General features: G+C 74.2%; 12 protein-coding genes. 7 read left to right on the top strand and 5 right to left on the bottom strand.

The annotated features are described in order from the left end of the window. The coding region (locus AB0F18_RS34840; RefSeq protein WP_362068103.1) for an alpha/beta hydrolase at positions 1 to 1,568 on the top strand (1,568 nt) is incomplete at its 5' end. Positions 1,569 to 1,684: 116 nt separating this feature from the next. On the opposite strand, the gene hemQ is transcribed toward AB0F18_RS34840, so the two are convergent. Both hemQ and hemG read right to left on the bottom strand, forming a co-directional pair. Then, on the bottom strand, positions 1,685 to 2,398 hold the full coding sequence (gene hemQ / locus AB0F18_RS34835; protein ID WP_351889993.1) for a hydrogen peroxide-dependent heme synthase: 714 nt from the start codon (positions 2,396 to 2,398) through the stop codon (positions 1,685 to 1,687). Between the two features lie 23 nt (positions 2,399 to 2,421). Continuing rightward, a complete protein-coding gene (gene hemG, locus AB0F18_RS34830; protein ID WP_362068100.1) occupies positions 2,422 to 3,909 on the bottom strand; it encodes a protoporphyrinogen oxidase in 1,488 nt (495 codons plus the stop codon). 138 nt (positions 3,910 to 4,047) lie between these two features. On the opposite strand from hemG, the gene AB0F18_RS34825 reads away from it, so the two are divergent. Next, positions 4,048 to 5,034 carry a DUF4349 domain-containing protein gene (locus AB0F18_RS34825; RefSeq protein WP_362068097.1) on the top strand — a complete coding sequence of 329 codons (987 nt, stop codon included), beginning with the start codon at positions 4,048 to 4,050 and terminating at the stop codon, positions 5,032 to 5,034. Between the two features lie 69 nt (positions 5,035 to 5,103). Next, positions 5,104 to 6,486, top strand: a complete 1,383-nt coding sequence (locus tag AB0F18_RS34820) for an FAD-dependent oxidoreductase (protein ID WP_362068094.1) — start codon at positions 5,104 to 5,106, stop codon at positions 6,484 to 6,486. 70 nt (positions 6,487 to 6,556) lie between these two features. Here the strand turns inward: AB0F18_RS34820 and AB0F18_RS34815 are convergent, their stop codons facing one another. Beyond that, a complete protein-coding gene (locus AB0F18_RS34815) occupies positions 6,557 to 8,269 on the bottom strand; it encodes a DnaB-like helicase C-terminal domain-containing protein (RefSeq protein ID WP_362068091.1) in 1,713 nt (570 codons plus the stop codon). Between the two features lie 198 nt (positions 8,270 to 8,467). Between AB0F18_RS34815 and AB0F18_RS34810 the strand changes: the two genes are divergently transcribed. Continuing rightward, positions 8,468 to 8,641: a hypothetical protein gene (locus tag AB0F18_RS34810; protein WP_362068088.1), complete on the top strand. Its 174-nt coding sequence runs from the start codon at positions 8,468 to 8,470 to the stop codon at positions 8,639 to 8,641. 24 nt (positions 8,642 to 8,665) lie between these two features. On the opposite strand, the gene hemE is transcribed toward AB0F18_RS34810, so the two are convergent. Further along, positions 8,666 to 9,730 carry a uroporphyrinogen decarboxylase gene (hemE, locus tag AB0F18_RS34805; RefSeq protein WP_362068085.1) on the bottom strand — a complete coding sequence of 355 codons (1,065 nt, stop codon included), beginning with the start codon at positions 9,728 to 9,730 and terminating at the stop codon, positions 8,666 to 8,668. Between the two features lie 91 nt (positions 9,731 to 9,821). On the opposite strand from hemE, the gene AB0F18_RS34800 reads away from it, so the two are divergent. From AB0F18_RS34800 to AB0F18_RS34790, 3 genes are all read left to right on the top strand, one after another. Continuing rightward, on the top strand, positions 9,822 to 10,478 hold the full coding sequence (locus AB0F18_RS34800; protein ID WP_362068083.1) for a DUF3000 domain-containing protein: 657 nt from the start codon (positions 9,822 to 9,824) through the stop codon (positions 10,476 to 10,478). A gap of 287 nt (positions 10,479 to 10,765) precedes the next feature. Beyond that, positions 10,766 to 11,428: a response regulator transcription factor gene (locus tag AB0F18_RS34795; protein ID WP_069922445.1), complete on the top strand. Its 663-nt coding sequence runs from the start codon at positions 10,766 to 10,768 to the stop codon at positions 11,426 to 11,428. Positions 11,429 to 11,553: 125 nt separating this feature from the next. Then, positions 11,554 to 12,828 carry a ribonuclease D gene (locus tag AB0F18_RS34790; protein ID WP_362068080.1) on the top strand — a complete coding sequence of 425 codons (1,275 nt, stop codon included), beginning with the start codon at positions 11,554 to 11,556 and terminating at the stop codon, positions 12,826 to 12,828. An 81-nt stretch (positions 12,829 to 12,909) separates the two neighbouring features. On the opposite strand, the gene AB0F18_RS34785 is transcribed toward AB0F18_RS34790, so the two are convergent. Continuing rightward, complete coding sequence (locus AB0F18_RS34785) at positions 12,910 to 14,079, bottom strand: alpha/beta fold hydrolase (RefSeq protein WP_362068077.1); 1,170 nt, start codon at positions 14,077 to 14,079, stop codon at positions 12,910 to 12,912. Positions 14,080 to 14,288 lie beyond the last annotated feature (209 nt).

Genomic DNA, 14,288 nt, shown 5'->3' with positions numbered 1-14,288 from the left:
CCGCCGGGGCTCCGGCCCAGAGCAACGGTTCGACGCAGGGCGCCCGTCCCGTGACCCGCCCCATGCCCCGGCCCGGGGCCGCCGGGGACGGGCGCCCGCTGGAGTTCCTGCCGTGTCCCGCCGTCGAGGGGCTGCCGGAGCCCGTACGGTGCGCCACGCTGCGGGTCCCGCTCGACTACGCCCGCCCCGACGGCCCGCAGATCTCCCTCACCGTCAGCCGGGTGCCCGCCTCCGGCGGCGGCGGCGCCGTCCGGCAGGGCGCGCTCGTGTTCAACCCCGGCGGGCCCGGGGCCTCCGGGACGTACTTCCCGCTCCTGGCCGGCCGCCCCGCCTGGAGCCGGGTCGCCGCCGCCTACGACCTCGTCGGCTACGCCCCGCGCGGGGTCGGCCGCTCGGCCCCGCTGACCTGCCAGGACCCCGCCGAGTGGCCGCAGGGGCCCACCCAGGTGCCGGCCGATCCCTCCCCCGCGTACAAGCGGGAGCGGCTGGCGGCCGCCCGGGCCTACGCGGAGGGCTGCGCCCGGCACACCGGCGCCGCCCTCGCCCAGTACACGACCCTGAACAACGCGCGCGACCTCGACGTGCTGCGCGCCGCGCTCGGCGAGCCGCGGCTGAACTTCGTCGGGGCCTCGTACGGCACCTACCTCGGCGCGGTGTACGCCACCCGCCACCCGGACCGGGTGCGCCGCATGGTCTTCGACTCGGCGGTCGACCCCGACCCGCGCCGCGTCTGGTACGGCAACAACCTCTCCCAGGCCGAGGGGTTCGAGCGCCGCTGGGCCGACTTCCGCGCCTGGACGGCCCGCCACCACGCGGCGTACGGGCTGGGCACCACCGCGCGGGCGGTGCAGGAGAGCTACGAGCGGGTCCGCGCGGCCGTGGCCCGTACCCCGGCGGGCGGGGTGGTCGGTACGGGCGAGCTGCAGGCGGCGTACCTCCAGGCGGCGTACTACGACGAGGTCTGGCCGGAGCGGGCCGCGGCCCTCGCCGCCTACCTGCGCGGGAACCCGGCCCCGCTGGTGCGGCAGGCGGCCCGCGATCCGGAGACGGCCGAGGAGGCGGCCAACGCGACGGCCGTCTACACGGCGGTGCTGTGCAACGACGCCCCCTGGCCCGCGGACTGGGAGACCTGGGACCGCGACAACACCGCACTGGCCCGCCGCGCCCCCTTCGAGACCTGGCCCAACGCCTTCCTGAACCTGCCGTGCGCCGACTGGCCGGTGCGCGACCGGCAGGAGCCGGTGGCGGTCGGGGTACCGCGGGGGCGGCTGCCGCGGACGCTGATCGTGGCGGCGGAACGGGACGGCGCGACGCCGTACCGGGGCGCGCTGGAGCTGCAACGGCGGCTCGGCGCCGGCTCCGCGCTGGTCACGGAACGGGCGGCGGGCACCCACGGGGTGGCCGGCGGACGCAACGCGTGCGTGGACCGGCATGTGGAGCGGTACCTGCTGACAGGGACCACCCCGGGGTGGCGCGTGAACTGTGCGCCGCATCCGGAGCCCGCACCGGTGACACTGGACGAGGGGGCAGCGAGCGCTCCCAGGGCGCTGCTGCCGCCGCTCGTCTGAACTTCCGGGCGGGATCTCCGGCTGCGTCGTTTCGGGGGCAGGGCCTCCCGATCCACCGGAGGCCGCTCCTCTGCGAGAGCGCGGTCGTCCTCCGGTCCTTCCCCCCAGGGGAGGTATCAGGCGAGCCCGGCCACCAGATCGGCGACGGACTTGCGGCGCCCGGTGTAGAAGGGCACCTCTTCGCGGACGTGCATCCGGGCCTCGGAGGCACGCAGGTGACGCATGAGGTCGACGATGCGGTAGAGCTCGTCGGCCTCGAAGGCCAGCAGCCACTCGTAGTCGCCCAGGGAGAAGGAGGCGACGGTGTTGGCGCGCACGTCCGGGTAGCCGCGGGCCATCTTGCCGTGGTCGGCGAGCATGCGGCGGCGGTCCTCGTCGGGCAGCAGGTACCAGTCGTACGAGCGCACGAACGGGTAGACGCTGACGTAGTCGCGGGCGACCTCGTCGGCCAGGAAGGCCGGGATGTGCGACTTGTTGAACTCGGCGGGGCGGTGCAGGGCCATGTTCGACCACACCGGCTCCAGCGCGCGGCCCAGCTTGGTGCGGCGGAACAGGTTGTAGGCGGTCTGCAGCTCGTCCGAGGTCTCGGCGTGCCACCAGATCATGATGTCCGCGTCGGCGCGCAGGCCGGAGACGTCATAGGTGCCGCGGACGGTGATGTCCTTGGCTGCGAGCTGGTCGAACAGCTCCTGGACCTCGTCGGCGTAGCCGGCGCGGTCCTCCGGGAGGACGTCCTTCAGCTTGAAGACGGACCACAGGGTGTAGCGGATGACCTCGTTGAGGTCCTTCGCCTTCTTCCCCGCGTTGGGAATCTTCTCTGGTGCAGTCATGTGTCCATTGTCCCGTGTGCTGATCAGTGCTCGGTGCCAGGGGTGGCCATCGAGGCGGTGACCGCGTCCGCGGCCTTCCCGGCGCCGGCGATGCAGGCCGGGATGCCGACGCCGTCGTAGAGGGCTCCGCAGACCGCGAGGCCGGGCAGGGCGGCCACGGCGGCCCGGATCCGGTCGACGCGGGCGAGGTGGCCGACGGGGTACTGGGGCAGTCCGCCGTCCCAGCGGGTGACGGTGGAGGCCACCGGCCGGGCGGCCAGGCCGACGGCCTCGCCGAGGTCGGCGAGGGAGACGCCGACGAGTTCGGAGTCCTCACGCCCGAGGTCTCCCTCGTCGCCGTGGCGGCCGACGGAGGTGCGCAGCAGGAAGAGCTCCGGGTCGGCGCCCGCCCAGGCCCACTTGTTGCTGGAGAAGGTGGACGCCTTGATCGTCCGGCCGTCCACGGGCGGTACGAGGAACCCGCTGGCGGCGCCGTCGGCGATCGCGGCGGGCAGGTCGGAGCGGCGGAAGGCCATGGTGACCAGGGCCATGGAGGCGTACTCGACCTCGCGCAGGCCCGCGGCGGCCGCCGGGGCGAGGGCGTCGAGCAGCCGGGCGGCGGGGGCCGCGGGGGTGGCGAGGACCACGCCGTCGGCGTCGAGGGCCTCGCCGTCGGTGGTGATCCGCCAGCCCTGGGGCGTACGGCTGATGCCGCGCGCCGGGGTGCCGGTCAGGAGCCGGGCGCCGGCGGCCCGGCAGGCGTCGGCGACGGCGAGCGGGAGGCGGCCGATGCCGCCGGAGATCCCGGCGAAGAAGGCGCCGGTGGCGGCCGCGCCGGTGACGGTGGTCCGCTCGGCGGCCGCGCGGGCGGCGGCCCCGCTCTGGAGGGCGCGGACGCTCTCGGTGAGCGTGGGGTGGGTGCGGACGGCGTTGAAGAGGGCGGGGACGGCGGCGCGCATCGAGATGCGGTAGGCGTCGCCCGCGTAGACCCCGCCGAGCAGCGGTTCGACCAGCCGGTCCACGACCTCGCGGCCCATCCGGGCGGCGACGTACTCGCCGACGGCGACGTCCTCGCCGACCTCGGTGGGCGGGAGCTGCGTGTCGTGGGCGATCCGGGCGAGGCCTTCGGCGGACAGCACGCCGGAGGCGGCGAGCGGAGCCGGGTCGCCCGGGACGCCCATCACGTGCCCGCGGGGCATGTCGCGCAGCGCGCCCCGGGTCCACAGCCGGGCGGTGGCGGTCGCCGGGGGCTGGAGGGCGTCGCCGAGGCCGACGGCCCGGGCGAGCTCCAGTGCCTCGGGGCGGCGGGCGAGGACGGACTCGGCGCCGAGGTCGACGGGGGCTCCGGCGAGCTCGCCGGCGTACAGCTTGCCGCCGAGGCGCGGGCCGGCCTCCAGGAGGGTGACGCGGACGCCGTCGGCGAGCAGCCGGTGGGCGGCCGCGAGGCCCGCGATGCCGCCGCCGATGACGACGACATGACGGGACGGCCCCGGCCGTCCCGTCCCGTTCGTACGCGTGTCCGCTTCGTGCATGGACACATGGTCTCAGACCGACCGGCGTGGCCCGAACGTGACCGCATCGGAACCGGCTCGGGATCCGGGGGCGAAACCCGGGGCGCGGTCCGTGCGTCGAAGCGGGGACATCTGCCGATCCCCCGGGGGTACTTGACGATGCACACGCTCAGCAGAAAGCACCGCGCGGCGGCGGCCCTGGCCGGACTGTCCCTGGCCGGGGGCCTCGCCCTCGCGGGCTGCAGCGCCGGCGGCGGGACGGCTTCCTCCGGCGACAGGGCGGCCGCGGCGGCGCCGCGGGAGGCCGCGCAGGGCAAGCCGGGGGCCGGGGCCGGGGCGGCCGCTCCCCCGGCGGCGGACTCCAAGGGCCAGGCGCAGGCGCCCGTCCGCCCGAACGTCATCCGTACGGGGAAGCTGGGCATCGAGACGGCCGAGCCGCAGAAGGCCCTCGCCACGGCCCGTACGGCGGCCGAGGGGGCGGGCGGCTACGTGGGCGCCGAGACCACCGAGCGCGGGGGCGACGGACGGATCACCTCCACGCTGACCCTCCGGGTGCCCGGGGAGCGCTTCGACGCGGTGATCGCCTCCCTGGAGGGCAGCGGGAAGCTGCTGCACCGGAAGGTGGAGGCGCAGGACGTGACCGAGAGGGTCGCCGACGTCGACAGCCGCGTGAAGTCGCAGCAGGCCAGCGTGGTGCGGGTGCGGGAGATGATGGAGAAGGCCTCCGCGCTCAGTGACGTGGTCATGCTGGAGAGCGAGCTGAGCCGGCGCCAGTCCGACCTGGAGTCCCTGCTCGCCCAGCAGACCGCGCTGAGGGACCAGACCTCGATGGGCACGATCACGGTGTCCGTCTCGGAGCCCGCTCCGGCTCCGGTGGAGAAGGAGCGGAAGGAGACGGGCTTCGGGGACGCGCTGGGCGGCGGCTGGCAGGTGTTCACGACCGTCGTGCGGTACCTGGTGATCGCGTTCGGCGCGGTGCTGCCGTTCGCCGGCGCGGCCGCCGTGCTGGTGGCGGCGTTCAAGGGGTACCGCAGGCTGCGGCCCGCGAAGCCGGGGACGGGCCTGCCCCGGACCCCGGCACCGCGCCGGCCCGGCCCCGCCGGCCCCGTCCCCGCGAGCCCCGCGGAGGCCGATGTGGAGGACTGACGGGCCGTCCGCCCGTAGCGTGTCCCCGTAGCAGCGGCGACGGCGCACGGCGCGGAGGGCGGGTCCGGGATGACGGTGGAACGACTGGTGGTGGTCGGCGGCGACGCGGCGGGGATGTCCGCCGCGTCCCAGGCCCGGCGGCTCAAGGGGCCGGAGGAGCTGGAGATCGTCGCCTTCGAGCGCGGGCACTTCACCTCGTACTCGGCGTGCGGGATCCCGTACTGGGTGGGCGGGCAGGTCGCCGAGCGGGACGACCTGATCGCCCGCACCCCCGAGGAGCACCGCGCCCGGGGCATCGACCTGCGCACGCGCACGGAGGTCCTGGAGCTGGACCTGCCGGGGCGCCGGGTGCGCGCCCGGGACCTGGACAGCGGCGAGGAGTCCTGGACGGGCTGGGACAAGCTGGTCCTGGCGACCGGCGCCCGCCCGGTCCGGCCGAAGCTGCCGGGGATCGGCGCGCACGGGGTGCACGGCATCCAGTCCCTGGACGACGGCCAGCGCCTGATGGGCACCCTGGAACGTACGGAGGGCCGCCGGGCGGTCGTGGTCGGCGCGGGCTACATCGGCGTGGAGATGGCGGAGGCCCTGGTGCGCCGGGGGTACGAGGTCACCGTGCTGCACCGGGGGCCGCAGCCGATGGCCACGCTGGACCCGGACATGGGCGGGCTGGTGCACAGCGCCATGAACGCCATGGGCATCGTCACGGTCTCCGGCGCCGAGGTGGTGAAGATCCTCACCGACGAGGAGGGCCGGGCCCGCGCGGTGGCCACGGCGGCGGGTGAGGAGTACCCGGCGGACGTGGTGGTGCTCGGCATCGGCGTGGAGCCGCGTACGGCGCTGGCGCGCGAGGCGGGGCTGCCGCTCGGGGAGTCCGGGGGCCTGCTGACGGACCTGTCGATGCGGGTGCGGGGCCACGAGGACATCTGGGCGGGCGGCGACTGCGTGGAGGTGCTGGACCTGGTGGCGGGCCGCCCCCGGCACATCCCGCTGGGCACGCACGCCAACAAGCACGGCCAGGTCATCGGCTCGGGGGTGGGCGGCGGCTACGCGACGTTCCCGGGGGTGGTGGGCACCGCGGTCAGCAAGGTCTGCGACCTGGAGATCGCCCGCACGGGGCTGCGCGAGAAGGACGCCCTGGAGGCCGGGCTGCGCTTCGTGACGGCGGTGATCCGCTCGACGAACACGGCCGGGTACTACCCGGGGGCGGCGGAGATGACGGTGAAGATGCTGGCGGAGCGGCGTACGGGGCGGCTGCTGGGGGTCCAGATCGTGGGCGGCGCGGGTTCCGCGAAGCGGGTGGACGTCGCGGCGGTGGCCCTGACGGCCGGGATGACGGTGGAACAGGTCGTCGCCCTGGACCTGGGCTACGCCCCGCCGTTCTCTCCCGTGTGGGACCCGGTACTGGTCGCCGCCCGCAAGGCGGTCGCGGCGGTGCGGTCGGCGGGGGTCTGAGGTCCGGCGGTTCCGAGGGGCCCGTCCCCTCGGAACCGCCTCGGCAGGCAGCACGGCCGGCACCGCCGGCTCACTCGGGTCGCACCATGTCCACGAACCTGCCGTAGTGCCCCTGGAAGGCGAGGGTGATCGTGGCGGTCGGCCCGTAGCGGTTCTTCACGACGACGAGATCTGCCTCCCCCGCTCGGGGCGACAGCCTGTCGTACGCGTCTTCCCGGTGGAGCAACACGACCGTGTCCGCGTTCTCGGCCAGTCCCGGCGGCAGCTCTCCGAGCACGGGCGGCTCCTGCGACCGGCCGGCCGGCCTGCTCGCCAGCTGTACCACCAGGACCACCGGAACCCGCAGCTCCTTCGCCATGACCGCCAGTTCCCGCACGACCACGCCCGTGTCGTCACGACCGGAGCGGTCATCGAGACGGATCCACTGCACGGGGTCCACAACGAGAAGCTCCAGGCCGCTGCTCCTCTGCAGCTTTCGGCACAGCCGACGGATCCCGGCCACCGTCACCCCGGTCCGGTCGTGGAAGTTCAGCGGAGCCACCGCGAATCCCGGCATGCAGCGGGCGAGTCGCGTCCAGTCCTCGTCGGTCATCCCTCCCGAGCGCATGCGGTCGAGGGCCACGCGCGCCTCGGCGGACAGCAGCCTCAGCAGCGTCTCGTGCTCATCCGCGTCCGGGGAGACATGGAGGGTCGCGGCCCCTTGGGCCAGGGCGGCACTGCGGACGAGGCTGAGGGCGAACGTCGACTTCCCGATGGCCGAATCACCGGCGAGCACCATGACGTGACCGGGCCGCAAGCCTCCCAGCAGCGAGTCCAGGTCCTTGAAACCGGTGAGGACAGTGGCGTCTGCTCCTGCGCCGACCCTCTCGATCCTGTCCAGGGCCCGCTCGAGGGCGTCGACCGACTGGCCCAGGCCGTCCCGTTCCAGGTCGCGGAAGACGTGCTGGAATTCGGCTTCTGCACGGTCGAGATGTGCGGTGGCCTCCGCGGGATCCGCTGCGAGGGCAGCCGTACCCAGGGCCGACATCCTGTTTCCCGCCGCCACGAGCCGACGCAGCTGGGCCCTGCGGTAGACGGCCTCCAGCGCCGTCTGAAGCTCTTCCGATCCCGGCTGAGGAGCCAGTGCACGCAGCTCGGCGGCGAGGGCCTCGGCCGCCGGCAGGCCGATGTCGTCGACGTCGGCCGCCACGGCTGCTGCCACCCGGGGAACGGTGACCTCGACGCCACTCCCGTACAGGCCGAGGACGCCCAGATAGAGAGCCTGGTGAACCGGGAGGCTGAAATCGTCGGCGGCAAGGATCTCCACGACATCCGCCACGGCGTCGCTCGACATGAGGATGGCGCCCAGGAGCCTGCGCTCGGCCTCGACCGCACCGGGGTCCGCGATCGCGTCCGCGGACGAGCCGCCGTCACGCCGGCCTCCCCGCTGTCCTCCTGCCGCGGGGCCGGGCGCCTGGGCATGTGCGGCGGGACCCACCGCCCGGCACAGGTCCACCAGCCGCTGCACCGTCTGCTCGACCTCGGCCTCAGGGGCGGCTCCTGCGGCGGCTTCCTCGGCGAGCCACGCCGCGAGCGCATGCGCCTGGCGTGGAGAGGGGACGGACGAACCGCCCAGCACCCGACCGATCACGTGGTGCGTGAGCGTGCTGGGGAGCTTGTCGTCGGCGGTGACCCCGCGGGCGATGGTCCGCAAACCGGGGCGGCCCGCGGCGGCGTACACGTCGTGGAAGGCGAGGAGCAGGTCGCGATGCGGCCCCGGCGGTATGACCGACTCGTCCGGCATCGGGATTCCGCGCTTCCCGCGGGCTGCCGCCATTCGTCCCCCCAAAGTGTCGCGAAGTGTCCCGCGTCGCGCCTGCGCACGCCGACGTCGCAGGTCAGCAGCCGCGCCGACAGCCCGATGCGTCGGTTTCCGCCCAGAAGTGATCACCCGGCGGGGTGCCTACCGCACGCTGGTGTGACCAGCACAGGAAGGAACCCCATGACATCGGCGACAGGAACCGGCACATCCACGCCCCAGGCCTGCACCAAGGGGACGCGCCGCACGACGGCCGTCCTGCGACGGACCCTCCTCCTCGGCTTCGCCCGGGGAGCCTCCGCCGCGCTCGGCAGTGCCGCCGTGGCGGCTGCGCTGTGGTGGCTGCGCACCCGGTGACCGGGTGCGCGGCCGGCGCAGGGCCTAGCGCTGCGTCTTCGTGTGGACGTAGTCCACCAGGCGGGTCAGGGCGTCGGGGTCGGTCGTCGGGAGGACGCCGTGGCCGAGGTTGAAGACGTGGCCCTCCAGGCCCGCCGCCGCGGCCAGGACCTCGTCCGTCTTGGTCTCGACGGCCTCCGGGGTGGAGAAGAGGACGGCGGGGTCCAGGTTGCCCTGGAGCGCCTTGCCGGGGCCGACCCGGCGGGCCGCCTCCTCCAGGGACACCCGGTAGTCGACGCCCACGACGTCCGCGCCGGCCTCGCCCATCAGGCCGAGCAGCTCGCCCGTGCCCACGCCGAAGTGGATGCGCGGGACGCCGTAGGAGGCGACGGACTCCAGGACCTTCGCGGACGCCGGCATCACCGAGCGGCGGTAGTCCGCCGGGGCCAGCGCGCCGACCCAGGAGTCGAACAACTGGACCGCGGAGGCGCCGGCCTCGATCTGGACCTTCAGGAAGGCGGAGGTGATCTCCGCGAGGCGGTCGAGGAGGGCCTCCCACAGCTCCGGGTCCCCGTACATCAGGGCCTTGGTGTGCTCGTGGTTCTTGGACGGGCCGCCCTCGACCAGGTAGCTCGCGAGGGTGAAAGGCGCGCCGGCGAAGCCGATCAACGGCGTGCCGCCGAGTTCACCCGTGAGCATGCCGATCGCCTCGGTGACGTACGCGACGTCCTCGGGAGTGAGGTCGCGCAGCTGTGCGAGGTCCTCGCGGCGGCGGATGGGCTGGGCGACGACCGGGCCGATGCCCGGCTTGATGTCCAGGTCCACGCCGATGGCCTTGAGCGGCACGACGATGTCGGAGAAGAAGATCGCCGCGTCGACCTTGTGCCGGCGCACCGGCTGCAGGGTGATCTCGGTGACCAGGTCGGGGCGCATGCAGGATTCGAGCATCGCGGTGCCCTCGCGGACCTTGCGGTACTCGGGGAGTGAGCGGCCGGCCTGCCTCATGAACCACACCGGGGTGTGCGGGACCGGCTCGCGCCGGCAGGCCTTCAGGAAGGCGGAATCGTACGTCTGACTCGGCTGGCCCTGCGGGCTGGTAGTGGCGCTCACGCGGCAAATCTTCGCACGTATGAAGAAGTGCCCGCCCCGGGGCGGGTGTCCCTGCGGCGCACGGGCGCCCGTTCCGCCTAGTCTTCCCGGCATGGCTGCGGCTCAGGGACGATTTTCAGATGGCGCTGACGGTGTGGACGGCGCGAAGGAGAGCTCGGTCCCGCTCCCGTTCCGACGGGCGGTCGACGGCTTGCGGAAGGCACGGCTGCGGCCCGGGATCGAGATCGACCCGACGAAACCGCCCCAGCGGCTGGCCCCGTACGCGTACGCGCTGGAGGCGACGGTCGTCGACGAGGAGGAGGACCTGGCCGACGGCCGGCTGATCCTGCTCCACGATCCGGCCGGGCACGAGGCCTGGCAGGGAACCTTCCGGCTGGTGACGCTGGTACGGGCGGAGCTGGAGCCGGAGATGGCGGCGGACCCGCTGCTGCCCGAGGTGTGCTGGTCCTGGCTGACCGGCGCGCTGGAGGCGCGCGGGCTGGCGTACGGGGAGCCGAGCGGGACCGTGACGATGGCGAGCTCGCACTACTTCGGCGGGCTCGGGGAGCGGCGTCCGGCGACCCAGATCGAGATCAGGGCCTCGTGGACCCCCCGGGAGGGGGTGGGCGGGGTGCCCGACACCTCCGCGCACCTGGCGGCCTGGTGCGAGCTGCTGTGCCAGATCGCGGGGCTGCCGCCGACGGGGCCGGCGGAGGGCGCCCCGGGCGTGGTGTCCCTGCCACAGCGGCGCGGCCCGCACCACCCGTAGCGGACGGCCGGAAGAGGCGGGAAAAGGGGCGCGGGCGGGGGCGCCGGCCCGCCGCGGCGATCGTCCGTGGTCGTGACGGAGCGTCAAAGCCGTGCGGTCATGGTGGGCTTCTGATCATCCCTTGATCGATCGTGCGTCCGAATTGCCCGAATTGTTACTCACCAAATCGTGATCATTCCCTAAAGCCGGGCGGGTGACGTGCCGAAGGAGTCAGTGACCATCCGCACGGTGCGCACCGGCTTCCTTCCCCGAGCCGGCCCGTCCCGCCACTCCCCCAGGAGGCCTAGGTGTCCGTTCTTCTCGAGCAGCCCGCAAGCCTGGTCGCCTACCGCCCGAACAAGCCGACGGCCATGGTCGTCGTGGCCGACCCGCGCGTCCGTTCCACCGTGACCCGCCATCTGTGGGCCCTCGGAGTCCGTGACGTGATCGAGGCGTCGTCCATCGCGGAGGCCCGCCCCCGCGTCGGCAGCCCGCGCGACATCTGCGTGGCCGACGTCCACCTGCCCGACGGCTCCGGTCTCACCCTGCTCTCCGAGACCCGCGCCGCCGGCTGGCCGAACGGCCTGGCCCTGTCCGCCGCCGATGACATCGGTGCCGTCCGCAACGCCCTCGCGGGCGGTGTGAAGGGCTACGTGGTCACCGGCACCCGGACCAACATCGGGCTTCCCAGCCGGCCCGGCGCCGCCCCCATCGGTGCCGCCGCCGCCCGTATGCACCGCCGCCCCCCGGGTGCCCCGAGCCACCCGGGCGGCTACCGGGAGCTGTCCGGCCGCGAGGTCGAGGTCCTGCGCCTCGTCGCGGAGGGCCAGTCCAACAAGGCCATCGGCGTCTCGATGGGCCTGTCCGCCCTGACCGTCAAGTCCCACCTCGCCCGGATCGCCCGGAAGCTCGGTACCGGCGACCGGGCGGGCATGGTCGCCGTCGCCCTGCGGACGGGGATCATCCACTGACCCCGCCCTGAGGCGTCCGGGCCGGCGGCCGGGGAACCCCCGGCAGGGCCCGTACCTTCCCCTTCGCGCCCGTCGACGGAACGTTCCGGCGACGGGCGCGTCACATACACGGATACCCTTGACCGGTGACCGACGCCCAAGAGACCGCAGCACACCTGCGCACCACCACCGGGGGCGGCCCCCCGGACGAAGAGGTTTCGTCCGATGGGCTGCCGATTCCCCTGCTGGAGCCCCGCGAGGGCATCCCGCCCGTCGTGGCCGACGCCGAGGCGCTCGCCCGGGTGGTCGCGGCCTTCGCCGCGGGCACCGGACCCGTCGCCGTCGACGCCGAACGCGCCTCCGGCTACCGCTACGGACAGCGCGCCTACCTGGTGCAGCTGCGCCGCGAGGGCGCGGGTTCCGCGCTGGTCGACCCGGTCGGCTGCCCGGACCTGTCCGCCCTGGGCGAGGCCCTGTCCGGCACCGAGTGGATCCTGCACGCCGCCACCCAGGACCTGCCCTGCCTGCGCGAAATAGGCATGGCCCCCACCACCCTGTTCGACACCGAGCTCGCGGGCCGGCTGGCCGGCTTCCCCCGGGTCGGGCTCGGCGCGATGGTCGAGAGCGTGCTCGGCTACCAGCTGGAGAAGGGGCACTCCGCCGTCGACTGGTCCACCCGCCCGCTGCCCGAGCCCTGGCTGCGCTACGCCGCGCTGGACGTGGAGCTGCTGGTGGACCTGCGGGACGCGCTGGAGAAGGAGCTGGACCGGCAGGGCAAGCTGGAGTGGGCCCGCCAGGAGTTCGACGCCATCGCCTCCGCCCCGCCGGCCCCGCCGCGCAAGGACCCGTGGCGGCGCACTTCCGGCATGCACAAGGTGCGCCGCCGCCGGCAGATGGCGGTGGTGCGGGAGCTGTGGGAGGCCCGCGACCGGATCGCGCAGCGCCGTGACGTGTCCCCCGGCAAGGTGCTGGGCGACGCGGCGATCGTGGAGGCGGCCCTCGCCGTCCCCGCGAACGTGCACGCGCTGTCGGCCCTGCCCGGCTACGGGCAGCGGATGGGCCGGCGCCAGCTGGACCAGTGGATGGCCGCCGTCGAGCGGGCGAAGGCCCTGCCCGAGAGCGAGCTGCCGCAGCCCGGCGCCGCCCCCTCGGGCCCGCCGCCCCCGCGGTCCTGGGCGGACAAGGACCCGGCCGCCGCGGCCCGGCTGTCCGCGGCCCGCGCGGCCGTGTCGGAGCTGGCCGAGGGGCTGAACCTGCCCCAGGAGAACCTGATCACCCCGGACACCGTGCGCCGGCTGTGCTGGGAGCCGCCCCGGCAGGTCGACGCGGACGCGGTGGCGGAGGCCCTGGCGGGCTACGGCGCCCGCCCGTGGCAGGTCGAGCAGGTGACGCCGGTGCTGGTCACGGCCCTGACCGCGTGACGCCGCCGAGAGCCCCCGGCCACCCCGGCCGGGGGCTTTCGCGTGGGCCGGCCACGCCCGTGCGGTCTGCCCTGCACGGACCTACGGCACGGGAAGCGGCGTGACGTCGTCGTTGTCGTCCAGGTGGAAGCTGCCCTTGTCCTTCCCGAACACCCGGCCGTGCTTGAGCCACTGCTTGGACATGGTCTGCAGCGTCGTGCGTCGGCCTTCCCACACCATCTGGTGGCTGGCGCAGGACACTTTGAACATCAGCTTGTTCTCACCCGGGATGGCCTTGTAGAGCTCCGTGACGGACGCGACCCCGGTGGTGACGGTCCTGTCCAGATCCCCGTACACGATGAGGACGGGGACCGGGCCGCCGAGCGTGCCGTGCAGGGGCGCGGTCTTCTTGTTCCAGCCCCACCAGAAGGTCTGGCGCTGGCGGTTGATCCCTTCCGTCCCGCCGCCCGGCAGCGGCGTGCCCCACTCGCGGCCCACGGGGTCGCTCGCCATGATCGCTTCCCAGACCGTGTCCTCGATGCCCGGCGCCCGCTGGGCCGGGCAGTCGGCGCTGGTCTCGTTGTCCCAGGCCGTCTCGAACCCCGCCTTGTTGCCGAGGGCCATCGGGTACGGCGGGGTGCTCAGCGGCAGCGCTTCCGGAGCGCCGAACTCCGTCCCGGGGGCGCTGTCGCGGCCATTGGGTGTGAAAGCGGGCGCCTGGAACATCAGGCTACGGACGTTCTCCTTGTGCTGGATGGTGTAGGGGCCCAGCGCGAACGCGGCGGCGGAGTTGCCGATCAGGTCCACCTGCCCCACACCGTGGAGGTCCTTGATGTACTCGACGACCGCGTGGACCTCGTCCCAGTCGCTCTGCGAGTTGCCCAGCTGATAGGGGTACGTAGGGGGGCCGTCGGAGGTCAGGGGCAGGTTGGGGTACAGGACGCGGTCGTGCTGGGCCGGGTTGCCGTTGTACGCGCTGTCCATCTCCGGGCGGGGTGAGAGCCCCATCCCCTGGAGGTCCATCATGAACACGTCGTAACCGGCCTGGGCCAGGGTCCTGGCCCAGCTGTAGTCGCCGAGACCGATGTCGTACACCGCCAGGACCGGGACGGTCCTGCCGTGCAGCATCAGGACGGCGCGGCGGTCCGCGGGCGGGGTGCCCTCCGGATACGGGTCGTACTCGCGGACGAAGAGGTTCACGAGCTGGCCGTAGTTGGCGGGGACGGTCGACTCGTGCTGGACGGCGTGGTCGGTCTGCTTGATCTGCGTCACACGGGACTCCGCTTGCGTGGGGGGAGGCCCGGAGGCGAGCGCCGCCGGGCGGAGCCAAGGATCGGGCCGCCGGGGCGCCCGGTCCGGAGCCGGGCCGGGCCGGACGGACGGCCGAAAACGACCCCATCGTGGCGGGGGGGCGGGCCGGGGGGGCGGGGGGCCGGGGGGGGGCGGGTGACACGGGATGAAAACCAGGACCCACCCCTGGA

This window comes from Streptomyces sp. NPDC029216, assembly GCF_040648015.1.
Taxonomy (GTDB): domain Bacteria; phylum Actinomycetota; class Actinomycetes; order Streptomycetales; family Streptomycetaceae; genus Streptomyces.
Note: the sequence above shows the minus strand (reverse complement) of the source record. Positions and strands in the feature narration are given on the sequence as shown.

What these genes read in the sequence shown, in the direction of transcription:
- hemQ (WP_351889993.1), bottom strand. Translation starts at nt 2,398, where the DNA reads ATGACTGCACCAGAGAAGATTCCCAACGCGGGGAAGAAGGCGAAGGAC.
- hemG (WP_362068100.1), bottom strand. Translation starts at nt 3,909, where the DNA reads ATGCACGAAGCGGACACGCGTACGAACGGGACGGGACGGCCGGGGCCG.
- AB0F18_RS34825 (WP_362068097.1), top strand. Translation starts at nt 4,048, where the DNA reads ATGCACACGCTCAGCAGAAAGCACCGCGCGGCGGCGGCCCTGGCCGGA.
- AB0F18_RS34820 (WP_362068094.1), top strand. Translation starts at nt 5,104, where the DNA reads ATGACGGTGGAACGACTGGTGGTGGTCGGCGGCGACGCGGCGGGGATG.
- AB0F18_RS34815 (WP_362068091.1), bottom strand. Translation starts at nt 8,269, where the DNA reads ATGCCGGACGAGTCGGTCATACCGCCGGGGCCGCATCGCGACCTGCTC.
- AB0F18_RS34810 (WP_362068088.1), top strand. Translation starts at nt 8,468, where the DNA reads ATGACATCGGCGACAGGAACCGGCACATCCACGCCCCAGGCCTGCACC.
- AB0F18_RS34800 (WP_362068083.1), top strand. Translation starts at nt 9,822, where the DNA reads ATGGCTGCGGCTCAGGGACGATTTTCAGATGGCGCTGACGGTGTGGAC.